Consider the following 20,426-nt stretch of genomic DNA (forward strand, 5'->3'; position numbering starts at 1 on the left):
AATAATGTTTTCATCGGCACAGCCATCAATTTCCTGTGGATTGCCAACTGGCTAGAGGATGTCCCGTTAGCTGCCACTCGCAAAAGTCGCTTTGCGCGTCTAGCACCTCCATCTCTCAAACATACCGCCCATACTACAGCGTAATCCCCTGTCTCACGTTCGCCAACAGCATCATTTGCTAGAACTACCCCTCATACGGTGTCAAAGAGAATGTAAAGAGGACGAGTCTCTTAGAATTTACCAATGTCTTGAATGCTGAGTTCCTGTTTATGAAGGCATACCTTACCGATGAAGGATTGATGCGAATTGAAACTTTCTTTGAGGGAGATTACGACCGCACAAACTTCTCGATTCTTCTAGAAAACATTGATTTTGATATGAACACATTTTTTGAGCATGACTTGACTGAAGCTTACCTTCAATAGTTTCCTCGTGAGCTAAACAATAGTTGATGGCTCTTCTGGGTTCTTGATGGTAAAACAAGATGAAAAAGCTGGATGCTATGTGTAGCAGGGCTTTCTACCTCGTCATGCTGCTGAAAATGTATCAAGAACTACAGTTTTAACCTCAAACTCAGAAGAGCCGCAACATCTTCAAATTTCTCCATCTCCCCCAAGCCCTGCCCAGCATAGCCTAGGTTTCTGAGATTGGCGTTGGGTTCACTCCTGCTGATTTGCTTGCTCCACCGCATCTTTCCAGGACTTTGCCTCTACTCCCAGCGCCTCTCGCATCGCCTTCAGCGTCTTATACTTTGCCTTGAGACTGCTCTCTGTCCAGCGTGGCGCTGCTGGCTGCTCTGGCTGAACCACCTGCGCTTCACTTTGAAGCAACCGCTGAGCCACTTGAATCCTCACCTGGGCTTCCAGCCTTCGCGCCTGTCGCTCCAAGCGCACCGCCTCAAACTCTTCTAGCTGCTGAAGCTTCTCCTCAGCGTTCACATAAGCATCAAAATCGCTCTCAGTCTCTGCCTCCTGCCGCTGTAACAACAGAGTCTCATAAATCAAATCTGCCTCAGACTCATCCACAACCTGATTCAGACGAGGTGCATCTCCAAGATCCAGCTCCATCGCATCCGCAATCGCCCCCAGCGAAGTATTAAACATCTCCTCACTCGCCTTAGCCGCCTTTACCGTCGAAACCCCAGCCTCAAACAAATTGCTTTTGATCGACTCAAAATCCTGGTTGCGTTCTGCTCTGCTTTTCATCAGCCCTACAGTCCATAGTTGTCGTTAATCTGCTCTAAAAGCTCCCTCAGCTTAGGTGGCAACTGCTCACATTGCTCCGGGGCAACCTCCCGATAGGCTTGAGCCAGCTCGGTCATATCCTGTTCATACTCTTCCTGCACCACCCCAATTTGCTGATACGCCTCGCCCAATTTGTCGGTAGTAGTTTTTAGCTGCTGGAAGATCTCCTGCTTCTGACTTTCCAACTCCTCGACCTGCCGCAAGACTCGGTTACGCTGAGCCGTCATATTGCCCAAGCGCCCCCGCATAGAATCGCGCGACTCAACAGCGCTCATTAGGCGTTGTAGCAGCCCTTTGCTCTTTTCGCGTTCCTGAAGAGCAATACTATAAGTCTCTTCTAGATCCTTTTGAATTGCGTCCTTCTCAAATTCGATTTCCTCAAACTGGTTCCAGAGCTGAATACGCTCCTGCTCATAGCTCTCCACCTGCTGCTGAAGCTGACCCAGCTTGTATGCCTTAATTTGGTCAGAACTCGCCTGATTATGGTTGCGGTTTAGATTTTTCATGAAATTCAGAGAGGAACATCAAATTCACAAGGCTTCTGCATCAAGATACCCACTCTCAGGAAAATTCTAGCCCCAAGGAGCAGGTCAGTCTGCATATCATTATCTAGCCATCACTGCTGTCATAGCCCAGATTCTGGAGGAACTTCATCATCTTTTGTTCTGCCTTGTCCCGCTGCTGAATCAAATCTTTCAAAACCTTGACCTCAGCTGCCACATCAATTTCTACCTCGTCCTCAGCAGTCTGGACATAGCGGGCAATATTCAGATTCCAGTCATTTTCCTCAATCTTGGCCAGCGCTACCACTCGGCTCAAAATGACGGAAGCTGCGATTTTGGACAACTTACCCGTCAAACCTTTTAGCAGCAACAGTTTCCAGAATTATCATTATGGGGTGATTATTGAGAATAATCCTACCCTGTGGAGGCTGAAATGCCCGGAACTCGTCAATTAAATTAGTTTAAGTGTACTATATTGCCCCAAATCGCAGCTTCCGTTGTTTTGAGCCTTAACGTTGTTTTTTGCCCCGGCTCCAAATCTAATCCAACTTCTCCATATCGCAAATCACATCCACACTTCAGCTAACAGTCTCTTGCTCTATGCCCTGTACTGCAACGATCTCAGACTAAATAACCATTCCTGAGCAGAATCTTTCCCCCTACCCATCTCTCGCCCTTAACGTTGTTTTTTGCCTCGTGTCTACATCTACTCCTTTGGCAAAGGCAGCTCAGCATCAGCTTGCTCAACTTTACAAAAGGTAAGAATATCCAGCTTGACTTAGTACAATTGAACTTGCTACGATGCGCTTGTTCCGTTGAGTTTCTCGTCAAAGCAGAGTCAAGTATCGTACCAAACTTACGTTGGTTGCTGAGATATGGACGATATTCCTAGCATTCTCTCGCATGTTTCAATTGGCACCAATCAGTTTGAGCAAGCGCTTGCCTTCTATGACGCAGTGCTGACCGCGTTGGGCTGTCGGCGCTTGATGGAACATCCCGATGCCGTTGCCTATGGCAAGCAGTACCCTGAGTTTTGGCTACAAACGCCCTTTGATGGTCAGCCTGCGACTGTCGGTAACGGCACCCACATCGGCTTTATTGCACCCACAAAAGCGGCTGTTCATGCCTTCTATGAGGCAGCACTTGCAGCAGGCGGTCAGGATGAGGGTGCGCCGGGTTCAAGAGCTGGCTATGGTGAGCCATACTACGGCTGCTTCGTGCGTGACTTGGATGGACACAAGATTGAAGCTGCCTTTTGGGATTTACAACTGATCGAGAAATCTTAGTCAACCTCAAGGAGAAATCTAGCAATGACTGTTCAATTCATTCCCGACGGATTTCACACGGTAACTCCCTATCTGACCGTCCAAGGGGCTGAGCAACTTCTGGCTTTTGTCAAAACGGCGTTTGATGCTCAGGAAGTTCGCTGTATGAAGCGGCCTGATGGCACGATTAGCCATGCTGCTGTCAAGATTGGTGATTCGATGGTGGAACTAGCCGAAGCGCAAGCCGAATGGACACCGATGCCGGGTGCAATTCACCTCTATGTCAAGGATGCCGATGCCGTTTATCAGCTCGCTTTGAGTGCCGGTGCAACTTCATTGCAGGAGCTGGCAGATATGTACTACGGAGAGCGCGGTGCTGCGATTAAAGATCCAGTTGGCAATCATTGGTATATTGCTACACACACAGAAAATCTGTCGCCAGATCAGCTAGCGGAACGAGAGGCGGCGTTGACGCATCGGTAGGACTGAATTTGCAGCTGCATCTCACCACAAAGTCTAGGGCTTCAGAACTCAGTGCCTGATTGAAGCGAATGTGGCGTGCTTGCACAAGCATCTGTCTGCTAGAGCAGAGATAGCGCGACAGATAATTGGATGCGAATACTTCAGGTTCCGTCTCTGGGATACTATGCCAGCATGAGCAATGCTGCTGCTGCCAGAGATGACACCGTCCGAACGTGATTCCAAAGCGTCCAGTTGGTCAGGTAGCCAGCCCACAAGTCCGCACCGTCATCTGGTTTGACAACTGCTAGCGCATCGTTCATGGGCACGTTGAAGGCAATTGTCACTCCGATTGTGCCAACCAAATAGAGCAGGCTGCCAGCTACCCAATAGCTCGCACTGGGTTGATGCCATTTGAATAGCACAGAGCCAATCAGCCCAAGACAAGCCAGAGCTGTGCCGAAAAGAGCAGTCATAAAGAACGGATTAATTGCCGTAATGTTAATCGACTGCATCGCGCCAATCCCTTGTGATGGCTGAAGTCGAGCCAGAGCAGGCATCACGAACGTAGAGAAGGCGAAGAAGACTCCCGCCATCAGTCCACAGCCGAGAGCCGCAGTTAGCCTTAACATAGATAGCGATTGATGGGTGATTGCCATCTCGAATCTCTCCAGAGTGCTTTAGATTACAAGGCGACCAAGCTAGCAATTTGAGCCTGAGCTTTGGCAATCGACTCTGCCAGCTTCTGCCCACCATACTCATTGTTTTCCACATGGATAAACGTGATGTCGGTAATTCCAATAAACCCGAATACCGTAGTCAGGTAAGGGTCATGATAGTTCATCTGTGCGTAACGTCCACCCGGTTGAAAGCCAGAATCGCCCCGCGCTTCGATGATAAACATTTTCTTGCCCAGCACCAGCGGCCTGAAGGCATTGCCAGCATCACTCGGCTCAAACGCCACCGTGCGACCGACTCGCACAATCTGGTCGATGTACGCCTTGAACCCGCTAGGAATGCTGAAATTATACATTGGAATACCAAATAGATAAACATCAGCCGCCAAGAACTCATCTACGAGCTGATCGCTGAGACGAATCGCTTCATGCAGTTGGGGCGTATGCTGTTCGGGTGGGGTGAAAGCAGCAGCAATCCAGGCTTCATCGACATGGGGAACCGGATGACGGCCAATATCGCGATAGGTGATGGTGTCGTGCGGATGCTGCTGCTGCCACTGGTTGATAAAGTCTTTTGTCAGGCGGCGAGAATGCGAACGCTCTCCTCTAGGACTGGCATCGATATGCAGTAAATGTGCCATAGCTTCTCCTGATTAATCACGATTTCAGCTTAGGCAAATGCTGTGAATTCAGCTATCTAATTCTTGCGCCGCTATCAAAATCTGGCGATTGGTTGACCAACTGCCAGAGAAAACCCCGCCAAACCTGCATACAATCAGAACTAGATGAATTGGGTTTGCCTGATGAAGACGACCGCCATACATCCTGATTTAGCGAGCTGCTCGCCCCTGTTGTCCAGCCAAAGTCAGGGCTGGGAGAATATTCTGGTGGAGCAATATCAGCAGTCGCAGGCTGGAGAATGCAGCATTCACGACAGCGATGACCATGCGATCTGCCTCTCGTTGGCTTCGCGTCCGGTGCGGTTTCTGCAAGTCAAGGGCGGCAAGACTCACAGGAGCCTCTACGGCAAAGGCGATATCTCAATTACGCCTGCCCAGATGCCGTTTTTTGCGCGCTGGGAGGGCGAAGACCACTATTTGCAGATTCGGATTGCGGCGCAGTTTCTGCGAACCGTCGCCACAGAGTCGCTGGCAATGAATCCAGAGCGGCTGGAGTTGCTGCCTGAGTTTCGGACTCGCGATCCGCAGATTGAAGCAATTGGGATGCTGCTGCTTTCGGAACTCCAACAAGAGAATTTGGGAGGCAACCTCTATATCGAATCGCTCGCAAATATTCTGGCGGTGCATCTGCTCAGGCAATATGCGGCTACCCACCCAACGCTGCCTGTGTATGAGGGAGGACTGCCAGAGCGACAGCTTTCGCAGGTGTTGGACTATATCCAGGCGCATTTGGCACAAGAGGTCAGGCTGGCAGATTTGGCGGCGCTGCTGGGCATCAGTCAGTTTCACTTTAGCCATCTGTTCAAGCAGACGACTGGCCAATCGCCCTACCAGTATTTGCTCCAGCAGCGGATTGAACGAGCCAAGCAGCTTTTGCAGCAAACCGACCAGTCGATTCTAGAGATTGCCTTGCTCTGCGGGTTCAACAGCCACAGCCACCTGAGCAAACAGTTTCGCCAGCTCACCAGCCTCACGCCCAGCGCCTACAGAAGCAGCACCAGCCGCTGAATAGGAAACTAAGTCTGTCAACAGAGTACTATTCAAGTGGTACAATAAATGGCCAAGCCGCTCTGAGTCATGTGAATCTATGAGCCAGTCATCCTTGAGCCAAGAGACCGCAGCCAACCCAATCCGCAGGCAGGTGGATGAGATCTACCGCAGTGAGTCGCGGCGCGTCTTTGCCACCCTGATTCGCTTGCTGGGTGATTTTGAGCGGGCGGAAGAAGCGATGCAGGATGCCTTTGCGGTGGCGCTAGAGCAGTGGACTCGCGATGGAATGCCCGCCAATCCGCGCGCATGGCTGGTTTCGGTGGGGCGCTTCAGAGCTATTGACAGCATCCGTCGTCTGGCGCGTTTCGACGCATCAATGCCCGAACTGGCGCAAAAGCTCGATAGCGAGACTGCAATTTCGGAGGAGGAAGAGCTTGAGGACGACCGCCTGCGGCTGATCTTCACCTGCTGCCATCCGGCTTTGTCCCCAGAAGCACAGGTAGCGCTGACTCTGCGGGAAGTCTGTGGACTGACGACTGAGGAGATCGCCAGCGCTTTTTTGGTTGCGCCCCCGACGCTAGCCCAGCGAATTGTCCGCGCCAAGGCCAAGATTCGCGATGCAGGCATTCCTTACCGAGTCCCTTCAATCAGCGACCTGCCTGAGCGTCTAGACAGCGTGCTTCAGGTGATTTACCTGGTGTTCAACGAAGGCTATGCGGCATCATCCGGCGACCTGCTGACGCGAACTGATCTCTCAGCAGAAGCGATTCGGCTGGGGCGACTGGTAATGCAGCTCTTGCCCGATGCCGAAGTGCTGGGGCTGCTGGGATTGATGCTGCTGCAAGAGTCTCGGCGGACGGCGCGGAGTTCTCCAACCGGCGACCTGATTTTACTAGAAGATCAAGATCGCTCCTGCTGGAATCAGGCACAGATTGCCGAAGGTAGAGCGCTGGTGCAGCAGTCTTTAGCATCGCGCCAGTTTGGCATTTACACCGTTCAGGCAGCGATCGCGGCGGTACATTCGGAAGCGGCTAGCGCTGCTGCGACCGATTGGAGGCAGATTGTGGCGCTATACGACCTGCTCTTGCAGATGTCGCCTTCACCGATTGTCGAGCTGAACCGAGCGGTGGCAGTGGCGATGCGGGATGGATACGCGGCAGGCTTGCAGCAAATCGACGAGATTTTGGGGCGGGGCGACTTAGCTGACTATCATCTCGCCCATGCGGCAAGAGCTGATCTCTGTCGCCGATTGGGGAAAACGGCTGAGGCGAGAGCGGCATATCAGCAGGCGCTGATGCAAGTGAAGCAGGAACCGGAGCGACGATTCTTGGAAAAACGGCTGCGTAAGCTGGGCTAAAAAAATATTTCTGCTGCTGTCGATTTACAGCTTTGCCAGACGACTACTGAATGAAAGCAACAAGTTCAGATTCTTCTTGGTTATCTCAGGAGAAATTTATGCAGATAGAACCTCAGAAAGAACACCACTGGTTGAACCAACTCCAGGGCAAATGGGACAGCGAAACTGAATACAGCATGGAGCCGAATCAACCGCCCTCAAAGATCAGGGGAACTGAAGTCGTGCGCTCGCTCGGCGGTTTTTGGATTGTCATGGAAGGAGACGGCGAAATGCCAGACGGCAGTGCTGGGAAAACAATCATGTCACTAGGCTATAATCCACAGAGCCAGCGCTATGTGGGCACGTTTATCGGCTCGATGATGACGCACCTCTGGCTTTACAATGGCTGCCTGGATGCGTCGGGTAAGGTGCTGACGCTGGAAACCGAAGGGCCGAATTTCAATCAGAGCGCGATGGCCAAGTACAAAGACATCATTGAGTTTATCAGCGCCGATCATCGGATCATGACCTCACAGATTCTGGGAGATGATGGCAATTGGCTTCAGTTTATGACTTCGCATTATCAGCGGCAGAAGTAGCTTGACACGACCATCTAGCAAGATTTGGAGAATCCATCATGAAATATATGCTGCTCATTTACAGCGATGAGAACGCCTGGACAGAGCGGGAGCGCGAGCAATGCTATACGGAATCGGTGCAGCTGACTCAACAGCTTCATGCAGACGGCCAATATCTGGCTGCTGCACCGCTGCAATCTATTACAACAGCGACGAGTATTCGAGTCCGCGACGGTAAACGGCTGGTGACAGACGGGCCATTTGCAGAAACGCGAGAACAGCTAGGCGGTTATTTCTTGATCAACGCCCAGGATCTAGATGAAGCGATGGCAATGGCCGAACGCATTCCCAGCGCCCGCAAAGGCACCGTCGAAATCCGGCCAGTTGTGGAGCTGTCGGGCTTACCACCTGTCGATCTAGCGCCCCCCAGTTCGACCATCTAGTAGAGCATCTCTAGCTCAGCTCACCATGAGCAAAACTCTGGCTAAAAACCGAAAACTACCAAGGAGTCTACAATGCAACTGAATCCCTATCTCAGTTTTGACGGTCAATGCGAGGCCGCGTTCAAGTTTTATGAACAGTGCCTGGGTGGCAAAATCAATGCAGTGATGCACTATGGAAAGTCACCAATGGCAGAGCAGGTGCCTCCGAATTGGCAGAGCAAAGTCATCCATGCTTGTTTGACAGTCGGCGACATGGAACTGATGGGCAGTGATGCAATGCCGGAGTATTTTGAAAAGCCGCAGGGTTTCTCCATCAATCTGCAATTCAACGATGTGACAAAAGCAGAGCAGATATTTGACGCTTTAGCAGCAGGTGGAACGGTGCGGATGCAGCTTCAAGAGACCTTCTGGGCTAAACGCTTTGGTACGGTGGTAGATCAATTCGGTACGCCCTGGATGATCAACTGTGATTAAGCGGCCTAACTCGGCTTGTTGAGATATTGACTGAGTGGGCTATTGCTGAATAGCAGTAAAATTGCCAGGAAATTAGCAGCAGCATAACTCAGAGATAATGTAATCAGGAGATTTGACAGTGAAAGTGATGGTTATCGTCAAAGCAACCGCAGAATCCGAAGCCGGGGGGATGCCTAGCGAGCAACTGCTTACCGACATGGGGAACTACAATGAGGCGTTGGCCAAAGCAGGAATCTTGCTGGCAGCTGAAGGGCTACATCCTAGCTCAAAAGGCACGCGGGTATGGTTTTCTGGAGCAAATCGCACCGTGACCGACGGGCCATTCACCGAGACGAAGGAGCTAATTGCTGGCTATTGGCTTTGGCAGGTGCAGTCGATGGAAGAGGCGATTGCCTGGGTCAAGCGCTGCCCCAACCCGATGCCCGGAGAATCGGCAATCGAAATTCGTCCAATTTTTGAGGCAGAAGACTTTGGTGAAGCCTTGACACCTGAGCTTAGAGCACAAGAGGAGCGTCTGCTTGCCGAGACGGAAAAACTGACCGGACGCTAATCCAATTGCGGCTAACCAGATGGGCTTTCTGAACCATCGTGCTCAACCTCGAACAAAAAACGGGGAGTTTCTCAACGTCTTACAATTCTTCCGGTACTTAAAGTTGCCGGTAGTCCTATTTCGTAAAGGATGGAGAATAATCAGTCTTGCTCAACAATGGGATACCTCAGCCCGTATCATCTCGTTGTAGTGGTGGATGAAATACCAAATCGCTCCAATATGATTCTCTAGCGACTTTGAGAATGACAGCGTTTTTCTCACCAATCGCGATACCCGTTGCCGAGCGCGTGTTATTGAATCGTTCTATGTAACTGGTCAATCCCGTTTCCTTTCCCACGGCACAATGGCGCTGACTCGGCAGCACCAGCGAGTAGGGGTAAAGGGAGGGTTGCTGCTGTGAGCCGCCATATCGCAATTTTCAAGGCGAAATGGGCAATTCCACCCCCTTTACAATAAGAATAGATAATCTTTCAAAGCTTTATGCTACAACTTTGTCACCCTCTGAGAATGCCTAGCTTCACGAGGTGTAACTCAAGTCATCATCTCATTCAGTCGATTCCTCCAAGGTAAAGCTACCCAAGTCAAAAGGAAAATGTGTAACATCAGAAAAACTAATTGATTACAGAAAACTCTAATCTCTGAAACGCAGTTATAGCAAGACTTTCAGCGATCTGGCGGCTCACAGCAGCAACCCTCCCTTTACCCCAAGTATTACAAAGCGAGGTTTCAGATTGAATTTATTTTTAGAGATGCAAAACAGTTCACGGGGCTATGTGATGCCCAAACACGGGACGTTAAGCGGTTAGATTTTCACTTCAATGCCAGTCTCACCGCCTTAAATCTGGCAAAATATGAGGCTCAATCTCGCCGACTCCAAGCTGATGAAGCGCCCCAACGCCTGTCTTTTTCCATGTCCAGCTATAAACGTCTGGCGTTCAATGACCACCTGCTTTCGAGATTTATTTCAATGTTAGACTTGAACCCAACTTTGATTAAATCCCATCCTAACTACGAAAACCTGCGTACCTACGGTCTTATAGCCCCTTAGTTCTGTCCGGAGTATTGGTCGAGCTAAGTCTAGTAATAAAGAACCGACCAAGCCATAGTCGAGTGCAGAGTACCAAGAGAAGCGAGTTTTCCCAGTTTGGGGATTGAGTGCAAGCAGGATTAAGTCCTGTAAAAGATATTGCATGATGAATTCCTGATTGATATATGCTGTGGTTCCTTCGGAGTTGCGCCTCCGCTAATCGCAAGTTTGATGCCGAAAGGTTGTGCTGTAATGCCCTACGGGGGGTGATGACGCAGCAGCCATTGCAGACAAATTCCGGTAACGATGCCGTAGCCTAGCCAACCTGACCCATAGATCAATGCTGTCGGGAATGGTGCTGGCATTAGCCCTGGCTGCAAAATGTACGCGACAGTCGAACTGGTCACTCCTTCTAGTGCACCTCCTAAAGCGCTGACCAAAATCCACCAATGCGCTTTACGGACAAATCGTCTCAAAATCGGTAACTGAGCCGCACCGAAAATAGCCAGTACAATCGGCTGTTTGACCAAATTCATCCAAAAAACATACCACGCGCCCAGCGTACTTAGGAATTGAATAAGCGGATCAAGGGTTACGTTAGGCATCACCAGCACTAGCCCCAAAGTCCATCCCAGTGTGCTAACCACTATCCACCAAAAGGCTTTAGGAATGTATTGACGCAAAACGAGCCATTGGGCTGCGCCAATAAACAAACCTGTAAAAAATATGGTTGCTATAAACTGAAATCCTGACTCTTCCAGTGCTCCGACAATCGCCCCCGCGATTGTAGTAGCCAATGTCCACCAGAGCCACAGGCGAGGTGCGATCGCCAATTGTCGGGCTTCATCTTGCCATTCATGCTGCTCCATAATGCTCACTCCAGAGTTGCACTTCAACTCTATATCTGTACTATTCGGCTCAACTCGTATGAGAGCGGTTGATAAAAAACTTGGGCTTATTCATGGTGTTCCTTGTTCTGATTTAGACCCTAATGTTCAGAATTCACTTGCCATGTAATCACAATGATTTCTGCAAATATTAAGACGATTAACAGCCGCGTGAACGCTTGTAAAATGGCTTCCATTGTCCAGTTCTGACTCTGAAGCTCCCAGATTGTCACAATAATGTTCACTCCAATCACCAACCAGGGTAGGATGATTACTGAATTCCGTCTGCGATAGACGCGGAGCGTCGCCTCCCGCCAAAATGGGAAGGTACTGAAGAGACAAACAAGGTAGGATGCTCCTGCACTGGCGAACAGGCTGGTTTGAAGACCCGAAGGCAGGTTTGGGTATCCAAGCGCGCTCGCAGTTAGACAAACTCCGAGCGCAAGATACAGGAAAGTAAACAAGGTAAATCGTTTCATTGCTTTCTCCAATAAAGCTTATTCTCTGTACCAGACGCGCACACATTGAAAGCAATTGATTGTCAAGCCTTGACTGATCATCACTGGGTGGAAAGCATTACTGGTCGTTACTCCGTAGACATCATCACTTGTGTCTTCAATCCGATCGGGTAAGATAACAGTTTCAACATTGATCACCTGCATCCTGCTACTTTCGATCCACTGATTTGCAGCACTCACAACCTCAGAGAAGGATTCGTAATCGGCAGGGCCGCCGAAGGGTCCTCGTTCAGTAATCCGAGGCGCAAAATCTTTGCATTGAATCATTGTTATCCACCACCTTAAAACTGTAGAGTTGAGCATCAATTCAAGTAGTGGGCATCGCCCACCATCTTTAAAACCTTTCACGGTAAAGCTTTATGGGCAGTGATAGCCCCATGAGATCTATTCCAAAACTTAAGCCAACCTTGCCAGCAAAAAACTAAGCGCAAAAGAAAAGGCATGAACGCTGATGTGGGATAACATCGCAGCCTCAAGCGAGTATTGCCAAAAGAGCCAACCAAAAGCAATGCCAGCAATCCCATTCAGTAACAACGCCCGAATAATCACAAGTGGAGTGAGGGGAACGATCGCGGCAGTCGCTGGCAGGTGTAGTAGTCCAAATACCAACGCGGTTAGAACGATCGCACCTTGATAAATCCCTTGACTGGGCAACGTAACGCCTTGTTTTAGACCTTTCCACGCGATCCAAACAAGTAGCGACATTAAGCCCCAGCGCATCAAAATTTCCTCAGTGATGCCGCCATAGGATATTGCTGTGAGCAAATTTAACCAACTTCGTTCTGTATTATTGGCTGCCTGTAGCGCTTCAGGTAGGGCAGGTTGCATCAACCGATCGAGCAACAAGAGCGCGATCGCCGCTGCTGCGCCGACACCCAAACTCCACTTCATCTCAACGGCAAAAGATGGAGACTTAGTGGTATGAAACACCCAATGATCAATCAAATGGGAGTGTAATCCAACGCGGTAGGCACAACCAATGCCGATCAGAATGCTGATTGCCAGTAGAACTGAATACTGTAGCCCTTGCAGAAGCATTAAAATCCACAATGGCGGCACTTTTTCCAGTGTTTCTGGAGACAGTTTCGCCAACTGTTGCTCGATTAAAGGAATAGACGTGATCGTGAACATCACAATTCCCACACTGCCCAATACAAATAAAATCCCGAATTGTTTCAGAATTGCCATTGATTTAATCTCCAGATGATCTGTCCTATTAGCCCGTGCTGCTGAACAACACCATCAACAGGAACGAGGGCAGGTTAAAAACGAAGTGGACGACGAGACCGGGCCAGATCGATCCGCTGCGGCGGAAAACCTCGGCGGTGGCGAGACCAGCCACTACAGCAGCGGGAAAGATGATGTTGATCCCATGCATGAGAGCGAAGATCACAGTGCTGCCCACGACCCCAACGAACGGGCCGTAGCGCAGCAGCGCGTTGGTGATGATGCCTCGGTAGAGCAGTTCCTCACCAAGGGGTGAGAAGACGGCAATGAACACCGTGCTCAAAACCAGAGACAGTAGCCCGCCGCGAGCGCCATCTCCGTAAACATCCTGGACATTGTTCGCGTCCCCAGTGATCTGAACCCAGGCTAGGATCGCCAGACTCTTGAGCACGAAGGCAACCAGTCCTACTCCGACGCCGATCAGGAGCCAGCGTCCGGAGGTTCGACGCACGTCGAAGGCACTCAGGGAACGAATCCGCAGCCACGCAGCCACCGCGAACGCGATCAGCGTGGCGACGCCGGTCCATGCAGTCAAGATCAGTCCGTAGACCACGGGGTCAAGACCGAGTTGATTGAACAGCGAGACGCCTCCTTTCCCTACGATTAAATAGACGACGAGACCGACGATAATCTCGGGCCAGCCCGGACGGGAGACCTTGTTGGGCCGAGCCGAGGACGTGGCGGGGGGCTTCCCTGGCTTGTGCGGGTGGTCAGAAGACACTTTAGACATGGTGATTGACTCCTTTGATCTGGTTGCTGACTTCAGTTGCTGATGGTTTCGAGATTCGACGGGATTACCGATGACCCTGCTGATGGCTGTGGGAAACGGGTTCGGATGCCTCGTCGCGTTTGAACACCCCGTAGGCGATCGCCAGGAACACGGGGACTATCACCAGCACTGCTAGCGCCCCGTAGGTCGCGTGATACTCGCTGATGGTGAACAGAGCGGGTGAGGGCAAGGCACTTCCAGTAATGTTGAACAGGAGTGCCCCGCCGATGTTGTTCGCGAAGTGTACGCCGATAGCGAGTTCAGTGGTGCCGTCAATCAACGAGACCACAGTCCACACCAGACCTGGAACGAGGAAGTAGTTGGCAAAGACCGTGAGCCAGCCGCCAACGCTTACCTCCGGGTTGAGGAGGTGCGGCAGGGTAAAGATCACGGCTGGCACGATCGCCAGAAAGACGCGGTTGCTCCAGATGAGGCTCGCACCCTGCACGATGTAGCCGCGAAAGAAAAGCTCCTCGGTGGTGGTCTGGATGGCGGTGAAGACCAGTGCTAGTGGCACGAAGAGCGCGAATGTCGCGAGGTCGGAGTTGAAGGAAAAGGTGTCGGGGTAGAAGAGGTACTGTCCCAGCCCACCGATCAGGCAGTACGGTACGAACCACGCCACAAATCCGTTACCGACCCGATGCCAGTCTATCCGCCTCTGCGCCGTGACGAGCGTCCGGGGGTGGCGGCGGTGGACGAGGGAGACAGCGATAAGCACTCCCGCGAGGAAGGGCAGGAAACTCGCCATGACAAACAGGTAGTATTCCACGGGAGCGAGCACCGAGGGGTCTGCCTGTCCGCCGAGGGCGATCGCGACGATTACGCTGGCACCACTACCGACGACCAACCACGCAAAGAGGATGATCATCAGCCCCAGAACATATCGCCACCCCCGATACTTATCCCACCGGGCAGCCTCCACGTAAGTCGCGTCTTTCATTTCCGTTCCGATTTCCTGCTTTCCTTTAGTTGCTTTGATTCTCATCTTTGTCTCCTTGACTCGTGCGTAGATGTAGTGCTTGGATCTATCGCTAGTTACTAGAGAGAACGCTTACACTGAATGGCTTTCACATTTCGTAGATAGTTCAACTCAGGCTCAAAATTCGTAGGACAGAAAGCATACACAATGTCTTGAGATTGGCTAATGACTAAACGGTAAGCGGGTGGAATGCCTTCAGAACTTTCAATCACTTCAATTCTGGGAATCACTTGTGGACTAATTTGAGCCAGGGATGGAAAACTGAACAGCACCAAGAGGCTGATTAGGATTGTTGCTAAGGCGACGCGCGGGAATTGTTGAAGCCTAGACAGAATCTTATTCATTAGAAGTTTCCTCATGAGTTTTTTCGGAAGTTTTTCTGAATGATTAGAATTTCCAGGGGAGTGGCGATCGATAGGGATTCTCCTGCATGTCTAGCATTTCCCAAGCCACAGGGTTGACCTGGCCTGTGACGGGGATGTTGTAACGTTGTTGTAAATCTCTCACCGCAGACTCTGTAATCGCGCCAAATACACCATCAACAGCAGCACCATTTGGATTGCCTAATCTCACACCTGCGGCTCCTAAAAAGCCATTGTCAAGAAGAATTTGCTGCAACATTTGTACGCTTCTACCGCGATCGCCCCGTCTTAAGGTTGGCAACGTAAGATCCGTGTAGGCGGTTGCAACGAGAATAGGAGATTGTTGAGGTGGAGAAGTGGCGATCACTGGATGCATTTGAAAAACCCCAACTACTCCCGTTGTGACGATGATTGACAGAGTGGTTTTAGCAAGCATGGTAGTGACTTCAGAAATTGAGCGTTGTGTCGTAGTCAATGTCATCATCTTTCTCCTATTTGTCGTTATGAATTCACCGGACTCTAAACTGGCTCCATGCAAAGCTATACCCATGCAATCGTGTTTTCTCTGAGTCCTATTCACTTGAACTATCTTCACTACTTCAGTGCTGCTGTTGCTTCAATCTCAACTAACGTTTCTGGAGAAGCGAGTGAGGCAACACCGATACCAGTCAGTGCTGGGCGCGACTCTCCCAGATACTGCGTTAGAATCGGTGCAATACCCTTAAGGAACCCTCCAAGTTCACCCCGAATGTAGATGCGAACGCTAAGCAGATTCTCGATCGAGCTTCCTGCTGCATCTAGGACGATGGTTAGATTCGTCAGCGCTTTTGAGAGTTGCCCCTCGACGGTATGGGATGAAACCTGGTGGTTCATGTCCCAGTCCACTTGACCTGAAATGTAAACGGTGCCCGTTTTAGTATCGACAACAGCGTGGGACAATCCGTGCGGTCTTCCATCGTAGCGCTCTGGGGGATTAATAAGTTGCTTTCTCATTGTGTCCTAAGTCCTTTGAGGTGAGTATGAATATAGTCGAGTACTTGCAGGCAAAAGCTAGCCATCAGAACTAGATAGCTCATTAGCAATCGCAAACAAGTCAGATGTGAATTGGAATGGAAGTAGGGATCGGGTAGCTCAACGCCGTGCAGCAATCATCGCTGCCATCAACTCCGTCGTTCTCCAGTGCCCGATATAGCGATTTCCATTGATAAACAGGGCTGGGGCAGTTGTCACTCCACTCTGTATTCCACCTTCGATATCTTCATGGATACGATCGCTATGCACTGGTTTAGACAACTCTTTGAGAAACTGAGGGATATCAAGCCCTAAATTGTTGGCGTACTCTACAAGATAACCATTCTCCAACTTCTGTTGATGGGCAAACAAAGTGTCATGCATTGACCAAAACTGTCCCTGGGCAGCGGCGGCTTGGGCGGCTTGGGCGGCCCGTTGAGCCTGAGGATGAATCTGTACTTGCGGAAAATGACGGAAGATGAAGCATAAATCATCCTCTCTAAACGAAGCACTCAGATCTCGTTTGATCCCTTTAATCAGCTTGTAAACGTCCGCACTTTTATGGCACTGATAGTCTCCATACATCACCAGCACTACCCTGGCACTCAGCGCACCTTGCATCCAATCTTGGGTTGAAGGCGGGACAAGCAAAAAACTGTGGCTGCGATCGTCGTTCATTTTTTCTACATTTGCAGCAAGCATAGAATCTTGCAATTGACTTGCTCAATCCATTGACTGCATCTCGATTTGCAGATATTCAATATAGGAAATCACCTTCAAGCTGTCGTCTATAGCGAGTTAAAAGTTTTACAGTAGAAATTGATAGAGTGACCTTTCCATCGCAAAGTAGAAGACTGGTTATAACTTAAGTTAGAGTCACAACTTAATTGCACGGTCAATCCTACCCGTCTGACGTGATCGAGAGCCGTTGCCTACATCATCTGGCGGATCGGGCGGACAATCACTTCATTGACATCGACATTATGCGGCTGAGACACGGTATACAGGACAGCGCTGGCGATCGTATCCGGATTGAGTGCGTCTTTGCGGAGTTCTTTCAAGAAGCCTTTTGCTGGCTCGTCCGTAATATCAGAGCCGAGTTCGGTTTCAACCACGCCGGGAGAGATAATGGTAACGCGAATCGTTTTTGACTCTTGCCGCAGTCCCTCAGAGATTGCCCAAACTGCATACTTGGTCGCGCAATAAACAGCAGCAGTGGGCGCTACCACATGAGCACCAATAGATGCCGTATTGATGATCTGTCCCCCACCTTGCGCTTCCATGATCGGCAAACCTGCCGCAATGCCATTTAACACGCCCTGGATATTCACGTTAATCATGTTGTCCCATTCCTCGACCTTCAAGGCATTCATTGGCGACAAGGGCATCACGCCTGCATTGTTGAAGATGACATCGACGCGATCAAACTTGTCTTTTGCAAACCCAATGAACGCTTTCACATCTTCTCGATCGGTGACATCTACGGCTTTGAATTCTGCTATACCGCCTGAGGCGTGGATCTCCTCAACAATCTTTTCGAGCTTTTCGGTGCGCCGTGCGCCCAAAAGCACCTTTGCACCGTTTCGAGCAAGTAACTTAGCTGTGGCTTCACCAATTCCGCTACTGGCTCCAGTGATCGCAATGACTTTGTTCTCAATGTTTAACATCGTTGTTTTCCTTTCTATTCGAGTTGAGTGCTGTGAACTAAATATTGATTTCCATTTCCTGGGTCATGAAGGTGAAACCCTTGTCCACAATTCTGTAAACTTGCTCATGTCTAGGAAGGCGATCGCTTCGATTACTTGGTCGTCTTTCATGCGGAAATACCATGTGTAGGTGTTCCGATACGCTCTGCCGTCTCTGGCGGTCGCCTCCCCGTCCCACAGCACGATCACCATATCGCCGTCCGCCCAGATGCCGCGTACAGTCGGGACGATTGGAGTTGATAATCGGGCACTGGTCGGGCTAACGACTTGATCGAGTAATGCTTGTCGGCTGCGATATGTGCCCGCCGTTGCACCCGTCCCAGTAATTATCCAGGTTACATCCGGGGCAAGCAAATCAAAGGCACTGCCAGTTCCGTTGCGCCATTGGGTGAAAGACTGCTGGACAGTTGCTTTGTTGCGTTGCTCGATCATCTGAGTTGCTTGTGCATCTGCTGGATTAGACGGAGTTGCTTGGGACAAGTCTGCGATCGCTGAAGGCTGAACCAGAGAGGACTGCTGATTCAATGCTGTCGAGTAATCACTTGACCCAAATGCAGTCATACTCGATTGAATCTCTGCCTTCGCGCGAGCTTGCATCATCACCGGAATAGCCAACAGCCCAATCAGTCCTGCTCCCGTGAAAATTTGACTTAAATAACGCACTATTTCAATCTCCTCAAGCTAATTTTTACTTGGATTTGCTTCCAGTCAATCTATCAACAGCAGCTTCTATTGCAGTTTGTCCGGTGCGCGTTTCTATCTCTGGGCTACTTTCAAAGACGACATGACCAGAGTTGAAACCGCGCATCATCTCGCTGTAGCTGTTGACGGCTTCAGGTGAAAAGCCAAAGCTGGAAATCGTTGCTTGCCAGTCGCTTTCGGGAACAGCAATTGCCTGTACATTACGGTTAAGCACAGCGGCAAAAGCAGCAGCGACATCGTTTGGTGAGTAGTCGATCGGACCATGCAGTTCGATGATGCGCTGACCTTTCCAGTCTTCAATCATGGCTTCAGCCGCAGTACGCCCGATGTCTTCGGTCGAAACCATAGGCAGCCGACGATCGAGTGGAGCAAAAAAACTGGGCAGTACCCCTTGTTCGGCAGCGATCGCGGCGGCACTCCTCCAATTCTCCATAAACGATGCCGCTCGCAGAACTATGACGGGAACTGCCAAGTTGCCCAACATGCGCTCTAAAATATGGGTCGTCAAAATGTTGCCCGTACCGGAAGCGTGCTGTGAACCAACCGAAGACAGTAACACGACCTTCCGTGCATCAGCGTTTGTAAGGGCTTCAACATAACACTCGCCGATCTGTTCTGCCAGCGCAAACATATCGCTGACGTTGTAAGCAGGTGGGTTCATCACATAGACGGCATCCGCTTCACGCATCGCGGCGGTCATCGCTTCGACATCAGTGACTTCGGCAACCGCTACGTCTGCACCTTTCTCTCGCCATGTACTGGCAGCTTTATCAGAGCGCAAAACAACGCGCACTGGAAAATTTCTCTCAAGCAAAGCGTTAGCCACTGCCGAACCTGTCTGTCCCGTCGCTCCAAAAACTACATACATAAGGTTCTCCTGCTCATTAATCATTCCGGTCACTCAGGCGATTTTTGCCTTCTTGCATCATTTCCTAATCCTCATCTTGTCTATTCGTCTAAGTTCAGCATAGGTTGGAAAAGCTGTTCTTGAAATGCCCAAACCTATCCGATGATTGCCTAATTCTCCAGAGCTATCGTTTGCAGAGATTCTATAATGTCAACTGTAAGGTATTGAGTTAGTCGAGTCTCTGCTATGACAGTCGCAATCTCTCGCCCTGACATAATCGCGGATCACCGCCAAGAAATCGCCACACGGATCGTGCGGCATACCAAATCCAGCGGCAACATTATCCAACCCACGGCGATCGAGCAATTAGACTTTGCGCGCTCAGATACAGTATCTACCGCACCTCATAGCGTGTACGAACCAATTCTGGCGATCGTCATTCAAGGTCAGAAAAAAGCATTTCTGGGTGAGGAGATATATCAGTATGGTGCAATGCAGTATCTCGTCGTTTCCGTTGATTTACCGCTGAGTGGCTTTGTAACTGAGGCGACACCTGACAAGCCATATTTAGGGCTGAAGCTGAACTTAGACTTGATGCAATTGTGTGAGATGGTTGCCCAAATGGGTACCAGTTCGGCAAAGAAAGAAAACTCTGTTCGAGGTGTATCGGTTAGCAACGTCGATTCAGCCTTGATGGAGTGTGCCCTTCGCCTCGTCAAGCTCTTAGACACCCCGCAACATATCTCCATGCTGGCACCGTTAATGATTCGTGAACTCTATTACCATCTGCTGATGGGTGAACAAGGGGAAGCCGTGCTTCAAATTGCCACATCCGGCAGTAATATGCAGCGAATTGCCTTAGCGATTCAACAAATTAAATCTCAGTTTACCCAGCCGATGCGGATCGAGGATTTAGCGAGTCAGATCGGGATGTCTACTTCGTCGTTCCATCAGCATTTCAAGCAAGTCACTTCGATGAGTCCGCTTCAGTATCAGAAGCAGTTAAGACTATTAGAAGCGCGTCGTCTGATGCTCGCTGAGGATTTCGATGCGACCTCTACTGCCTACCAGGTGGGATATGAAAGTCCCTCACAGTTCAGTCGGGAATATTCGCGCCTGTTTGGTGCGCCGCCCATTCGAGACATTGAACGGTTACGGACAGCTTGAGCGAAGACTGCTAGTTATCCATTAG

At 50.3% G+C, this 20,426-nt stretch carries 27 protein-coding genes and 2 pseudogenes; 11 read left to right on the forward strand and 18 right to left on the reverse strand.

What is annotated here, in order from left to right:
• Positions 1 to 269: 269 nt before the first annotated feature.
• Positions 270 to 425 (forward strand): hypothetical protein, encoded by a 156-nt coding sequence (locus VB797_RS32585; protein ID WP_323241950.1) that lies wholly within the window; start codon positions 270 to 272, stop codon positions 423 to 425.
• 234 nt (positions 426 to 659) lie between these two features.
• Here the strand turns inward: VB797_RS32585 and VB797_RS32590 are convergent, their stop codons facing one another.
• The 3 genes from VB797_RS32590 to VB797_RS32600 all read right to left on the reverse strand — a co-directional run bounded on the left by VB797_RS32590 (position 660) and on the right by VB797_RS32600 (position 2,117).
• Complete coding sequence (locus VB797_RS32590; RefSeq protein ID WP_323241951.1) at positions 660 to 1,205, reverse strand: hypothetical protein; 546 nt, start codon at positions 1,203 to 1,205, stop codon at positions 660 to 662.
• 5 nt (positions 1,206 to 1,210) lie between these two features.
• Positions 1,211 to 1,750, reverse strand: a complete 540-nt coding sequence (locus VB797_RS32595) for a hypothetical protein (protein ID WP_323241952.1) — start codon at positions 1,748 to 1,750, stop codon at positions 1,211 to 1,213.
• A gap of 103 nt (positions 1,751 to 1,853) precedes the next feature.
• Positions 1,854 to 2,117 carry a hypothetical protein gene (locus VB797_RS32600; RefSeq protein WP_323241953.1) on the reverse strand — a complete coding sequence of 88 codons (264 nt, stop codon included), beginning with the start codon at positions 2,115 to 2,117 and terminating at the stop codon, positions 1,854 to 1,856.
• Between the two features lie 505 nt (positions 2,118 to 2,622).
• Here VB797_RS32600 and VB797_RS32605 point away from each other — a divergent pair.
• Together VB797_RS32605 and VB797_RS32610 are read left to right on the forward strand one after the other, a co-directional pair.
• Positions 2,623 to 3,033, forward strand: coding sequence for a VOC family protein (locus tag VB797_RS32605; RefSeq protein ID WP_323241954.1), 411 nt, complete (start codon positions 2,623 to 2,625; stop codon positions 3,031 to 3,033).
• Between the two features lie 24 nt (positions 3,034 to 3,057).
• On the forward strand, positions 3,058 to 3,495 hold the full coding sequence (locus tag VB797_RS32610) for a VOC family protein (RefSeq protein ID WP_323241955.1): 438 nt from the start codon (positions 3,058 to 3,060) through the stop codon (positions 3,493 to 3,495).
• 161 nt (positions 3,496 to 3,656) lie between these two features.
• On the opposite strand, the gene VB797_RS32615 is transcribed toward VB797_RS32610, so the two are convergent.
• Positions 3,657 to 4,130: a DUF1772 domain-containing protein gene (locus VB797_RS32615; protein WP_323241956.1), complete on the reverse strand. Its 474-nt coding sequence runs from the start codon at positions 4,128 to 4,130 to the stop codon at positions 3,657 to 3,659.
• Positions 4,131 to 4,156: 26 nt separating this feature from the next.
• Positions 4,157 to 4,789: an FMN-dependent NADH-azoreductase gene (locus VB797_RS32620; protein ID WP_323241957.1), complete on the reverse strand. Its 633-nt coding sequence runs from the start codon at positions 4,787 to 4,789 to the stop codon at positions 4,157 to 4,159.
• Between the two features lie 162 nt (positions 4,790 to 4,951).
• Between VB797_RS32620 and VB797_RS32625 the strand changes: the two genes are divergently transcribed.
• The 6 genes from VB797_RS32625 to VB797_RS32650 all read left to right on the forward strand — a co-directional run bounded on the left by VB797_RS32625 (position 4,952) and on the right by VB797_RS32650 (position 9,199).
• The gene (locus VB797_RS32625) at positions 4,952 to 5,836 is read left to right on the forward strand and encodes a helix-turn-helix domain-containing protein (protein WP_323241958.1); all 885 of its coding nucleotides are present in this window, start codon (positions 4,952 to 4,954) and stop codon (positions 5,834 to 5,836) included.
• A gap of 79 nt (positions 5,837 to 5,915) precedes the next feature.
• Entirely contained in the window at positions 5,916 to 7,175 is a 1,260-nt protein-coding gene (locus VB797_RS32630) for an RNA polymerase sigma factor (protein ID WP_323241959.1), read from the forward strand.
• A 50-nt stretch (positions 7,176 to 7,225) separates the two neighbouring features.
• Positions 7,226 to 7,753 (forward strand): DUF1579 domain-containing protein, encoded by a 528-nt coding sequence (locus VB797_RS32635; protein WP_323241960.1) that lies wholly within the window; start codon positions 7,226 to 7,228, stop codon positions 7,751 to 7,753.
• Positions 7,754 to 7,791: 38 nt separating this feature from the next.
• Entirely contained in the window at positions 7,792 to 8,175 is a 384-nt protein-coding gene (locus VB797_RS32640; protein ID WP_323241961.1) for a YciI family protein, read from the forward strand.
• A 72-nt stretch (positions 8,176 to 8,247) separates the two neighbouring features.
• Positions 8,248 to 8,649, forward strand: a complete 402-nt coding sequence (locus tag VB797_RS32645) for a VOC family protein (protein ID WP_323241962.1) — start codon at positions 8,248 to 8,250, stop codon at positions 8,647 to 8,649.
• A gap of 127 nt (positions 8,650 to 8,776) precedes the next feature.
• Complete coding sequence (locus VB797_RS32650; protein ID WP_323241978.1) at positions 8,777 to 9,199, forward strand: YciI family protein; 423 nt, start codon at positions 8,777 to 8,779, stop codon at positions 9,197 to 9,199.
• Positions 9,200 to 9,349: 150 nt separating this feature from the next.
• Here VB797_RS32650 and VB797_RS32655 read toward each other — a convergent pair.
• Positions 9,350 to 9,572, reverse strand: a pseudogene (locus VB797_RS32655) (IS1 family transposase); the annotation flags it as partial.
• A gap of 333 nt (positions 9,573 to 9,905) precedes the next feature.
• Here VB797_RS32655 and VB797_RS32660 point away from each other — a divergent pair.
• A pseudogene (locus VB797_RS32660) lies at positions 9,906 to 10,247 on the forward strand (IS4 family transposase); the annotation flags it as partial.
• Here VB797_RS32660 and VB797_RS32665 read toward each other — a convergent pair.
• The 12 genes from VB797_RS32665 to VB797_RS32720 form a co-directional block, all read right to left on the reverse strand.
• Positions 10,170 to 10,391 carry a GPP34 family phosphoprotein gene (locus tag VB797_RS32665; protein ID WP_323241964.1) on the reverse strand — a complete coding sequence of 74 codons (222 nt, stop codon included), beginning with the start codon at positions 10,389 to 10,391 and terminating at the stop codon, positions 10,170 to 10,172. The pseudogene VB797_RS32660 and the gene VB797_RS32665 overlap by 78 nt on opposite strands.
• A 92-nt stretch (positions 10,392 to 10,483) precedes the next feature.
• A complete protein-coding gene (locus VB797_RS32670) occupies positions 10,484 to 11,095 on the reverse strand; it encodes a hypothetical protein (RefSeq protein ID WP_323241965.1) in 612 nt (203 codons plus the stop codon).
• Between the two features lie 515 nt (positions 11,096 to 11,610).
• The gene (locus VB797_RS32675) at positions 11,611 to 11,898 is read right to left on the reverse strand and encodes a hypothetical protein (RefSeq protein WP_323241966.1); all 288 of its coding nucleotides are present in this window, start codon (positions 11,896 to 11,898) and stop codon (positions 11,611 to 11,613) included.
• Positions 11,899 to 12,027: 129 nt separating this feature from the next.
• A complete protein-coding gene (locus VB797_RS32680; RefSeq protein WP_323241967.1) occupies positions 12,028 to 12,819 on the reverse strand; it encodes a CPBP family intramembrane glutamic endopeptidase in 792 nt (263 codons plus the stop codon).
• 28 nt (positions 12,820 to 12,847) lie between these two features.
• Entirely contained in the window at positions 12,848 to 13,588 is a 741-nt protein-coding gene (locus VB797_RS32685) for a type II CAAX endopeptidase family protein (RefSeq protein WP_323241968.1), read from the reverse strand.
• Positions 13,589 to 13,652: 64 nt separating this feature from the next.
• On the reverse strand, positions 13,653 to 14,612 hold the full coding sequence (locus VB797_RS32690; protein ID WP_323241970.1) for a type II CAAX endopeptidase family protein: 960 nt from the start codon (positions 14,610 to 14,612) through the stop codon (positions 13,653 to 13,655).
• 381 nt (positions 14,613 to 14,993) lie between these two features.
• Positions 14,994 to 15,452 carry a peptidoglycan-binding domain-containing protein gene (locus VB797_RS32695; protein ID WP_323241971.1) on the reverse strand — a complete coding sequence of 153 codons (459 nt, stop codon included), beginning with the start codon at positions 15,450 to 15,452 and terminating at the stop codon, positions 14,994 to 14,996.
• A 110-nt stretch (positions 15,453 to 15,562) separates the two neighbouring features.
• Positions 15,563 to 15,961, reverse strand: a complete 399-nt coding sequence (locus VB797_RS32700; protein ID WP_323241972.1) for a RidA family protein — start codon at positions 15,959 to 15,961, stop codon at positions 15,563 to 15,565.
• A 138-nt stretch (positions 15,962 to 16,099) separates the two neighbouring features.
• Positions 16,100 to 16,657, reverse strand: a complete 558-nt coding sequence (locus VB797_RS32705) for a DsbA family protein (protein WP_323241979.1) — start codon at positions 16,655 to 16,657, stop codon at positions 16,100 to 16,102.
• A 254-nt stretch (positions 16,658 to 16,911) separates the two neighbouring features.
• Positions 16,912 to 17,646 (reverse strand): SDR family oxidoreductase, encoded by a 735-nt coding sequence (locus VB797_RS32710; protein ID WP_323241974.1) that lies wholly within the window; start codon positions 17,644 to 17,646, stop codon positions 16,912 to 16,914.
• Positions 17,647 to 17,709: 63 nt separating this feature from the next.
• A complete protein-coding gene (locus VB797_RS32715; RefSeq protein ID WP_323241975.1) occupies positions 17,710 to 18,348 on the reverse strand; it encodes a nuclear transport factor 2 family protein in 639 nt (212 codons plus the stop codon).
• A gap of 25 nt (positions 18,349 to 18,373) precedes the next feature.
• On the reverse strand, positions 18,374 to 19,279 hold the full coding sequence (locus VB797_RS32720) for an NmrA family NAD(P)-binding protein (RefSeq protein ID WP_323241976.1): 906 nt from the start codon (positions 19,277 to 19,279) through the stop codon (positions 18,374 to 18,376).
• Between the two features lie 201 nt (positions 19,280 to 19,480).
• Here VB797_RS32720 and VB797_RS32725 point away from each other — a divergent pair, with 201 nt between their 5' ends.
• Positions 19,481 to 20,401: an AraC family transcriptional regulator gene (locus VB797_RS32725; RefSeq protein WP_323241977.1), complete on the forward strand. Its 921-nt coding sequence runs from the start codon at positions 19,481 to 19,483 to the stop codon at positions 20,399 to 20,401.
• Positions 20,402 to 20,426: the final 25 nt, after the last annotated feature.

This window comes from Rivularia sp. UHCC 0363 (assembly GCF_034931125.1).
GTDB lineage: Bacteria > Cyanobacteriota > Cyanobacteriia > Cyanobacteriales > Nostocaceae > Rivularia.

Bases quoted from the DNA above. Each gene is read 5' to 3' on its own strand.
- VB797_RS32690 (WP_323241970.1), bottom strand. From the start codon at position 14,612: ATGAGAATCAAAGCAACTAAAGGAAAGCAGGAAATCGGAACGGAAATG.
- VB797_RS32720 (WP_323241976.1), bottom strand. From the start codon at position 19,279: ATGATTAATGAGCAGGAGAACCTTATGTATGTAGTTTTTGGAGCGACG.
- VB797_RS32700 (WP_323241972.1), bottom strand. From the start codon at position 15,961: ATGAGAAAGCAACTTATTAATCCCCCAGAGCGCTACGATGGAAGACCG.
- VB797_RS32610 (WP_323241955.1), top strand. From the start codon at position 3,058: ATGACTGTTCAATTCATTCCCGACGGATTTCACACGGTAACTCCCTAT.
- VB797_RS32620 (WP_323241957.1), bottom strand. From the start codon at position 4,789: ATGGCACATTTACTGCATATCGATGCCAGTCCTAGAGGAGAGCGTTCG.
- VB797_RS32635 (WP_323241960.1), top strand. From the start codon at position 7,226: ATGAAAGCAACAAGTTCAGATTCTTCTTGGTTATCTCAGGAGAAATTT.
- VB797_RS32705 (WP_323241979.1), bottom strand. From the start codon at position 16,657: ATGAACGACGATCGCAGCCACAGTTTTTTGCTTGTCCCGCCTTCAACC.
- VB797_RS32640 (WP_323241961.1), top strand. From the start codon at position 7,792: ATGAAATATATGCTGCTCATTTACAGCGATGAGAACGCCTGGACAGAG.
- VB797_RS32645 (WP_323241962.1), top strand. From the start codon at position 8,248: ATGCAACTGAATCCCTATCTCAGTTTTGACGGTCAATGCGAGGCCGCG.
- VB797_RS32710 (WP_323241974.1), bottom strand. From the start codon at position 17,646: ATGTTAAACATTGAGAACAAAGTCATTGCGATCACTGGAGCCAGTAGC.
- VB797_RS32625 (WP_323241958.1), top strand. From the start codon at position 4,952: ATGAAGACGACCGCCATACATCCTGATTTAGCGAGCTGCTCGCCCCTG.
- VB797_RS32695 (WP_323241971.1), bottom strand. From the start codon at position 15,452: ATGATGACATTGACTACGACACAACGCTCAATTTCTGAAGTCACTACC.
- VB797_RS32665 (WP_323241964.1), bottom strand. From the start codon at position 10,391: ATGCAATATCTTTTACAGGACTTAATCCTGCTTGCACTCAATCCCCAA.
- VB797_RS32725 (WP_323241977.1), top strand. From the start codon at position 19,481: ATGACAGTCGCAATCTCTCGCCCTGACATAATCGCGGATCACCGCCAA.
- VB797_RS32595 (WP_323241952.1), bottom strand. From the start codon at position 1,750: ATGAAAAATCTAAACCGCAACCATAATCAGGCGAGTTCTGACCAAATT.
- VB797_RS32650 (WP_323241978.1), top strand. From the start codon at position 8,777: ATGGTTATCGTCAAAGCAACCGCAGAATCCGAAGCCGGGGGGATGCCT.
- VB797_RS32590 (WP_323241951.1), bottom strand. From the start codon at position 1,205: ATGAAAAGCAGAGCAGAACGCAACCAGGATTTTGAGTCGATCAAAAGC.
- VB797_RS32685 (WP_323241968.1), bottom strand. From the start codon at position 13,588: ATGTCTAAAGTGTCTTCTGACCACCCGCACAAGCCAGGGAAGCCCCCC.
- VB797_RS32630 (WP_323241959.1), top strand. From the start codon at position 5,916: ATGAGCCAGTCATCCTTGAGCCAAGAGACCGCAGCCAACCCAATCCGC.
- VB797_RS32615 (WP_323241956.1), bottom strand. From the start codon at position 4,130: ATGGCAATCACCCATCAATCGCTATCTATGTTAAGGCTAACTGCGGCT.
- VB797_RS32605 (WP_323241954.1), top strand. From the start codon at position 2,623: ATGGACGATATTCCTAGCATTCTCTCGCATGTTTCAATTGGCACCAAT.
- VB797_RS32670 (WP_323241965.1), bottom strand. From the start codon at position 11,095: ATGGAGCAGCATGAATGGCAAGATGAAGCCCGACAATTGGCGATCGCA.
- VB797_RS32680 (WP_323241967.1), bottom strand. From the start codon at position 12,819: ATGGCAATTCTGAAACAATTCGGGATTTTATTTGTATTGGGCAGTGTG.
- VB797_RS32675 (WP_323241966.1), bottom strand. From the start codon at position 11,898: ATGATTCAATGCAAAGATTTTGCGCCTCGGATTACTGAACGAGGACCC.
- VB797_RS32585 (WP_323241950.1), top strand. From the start codon at position 270: ATGAAGGCATACCTTACCGATGAAGGATTGATGCGAATTGAAACTTTC.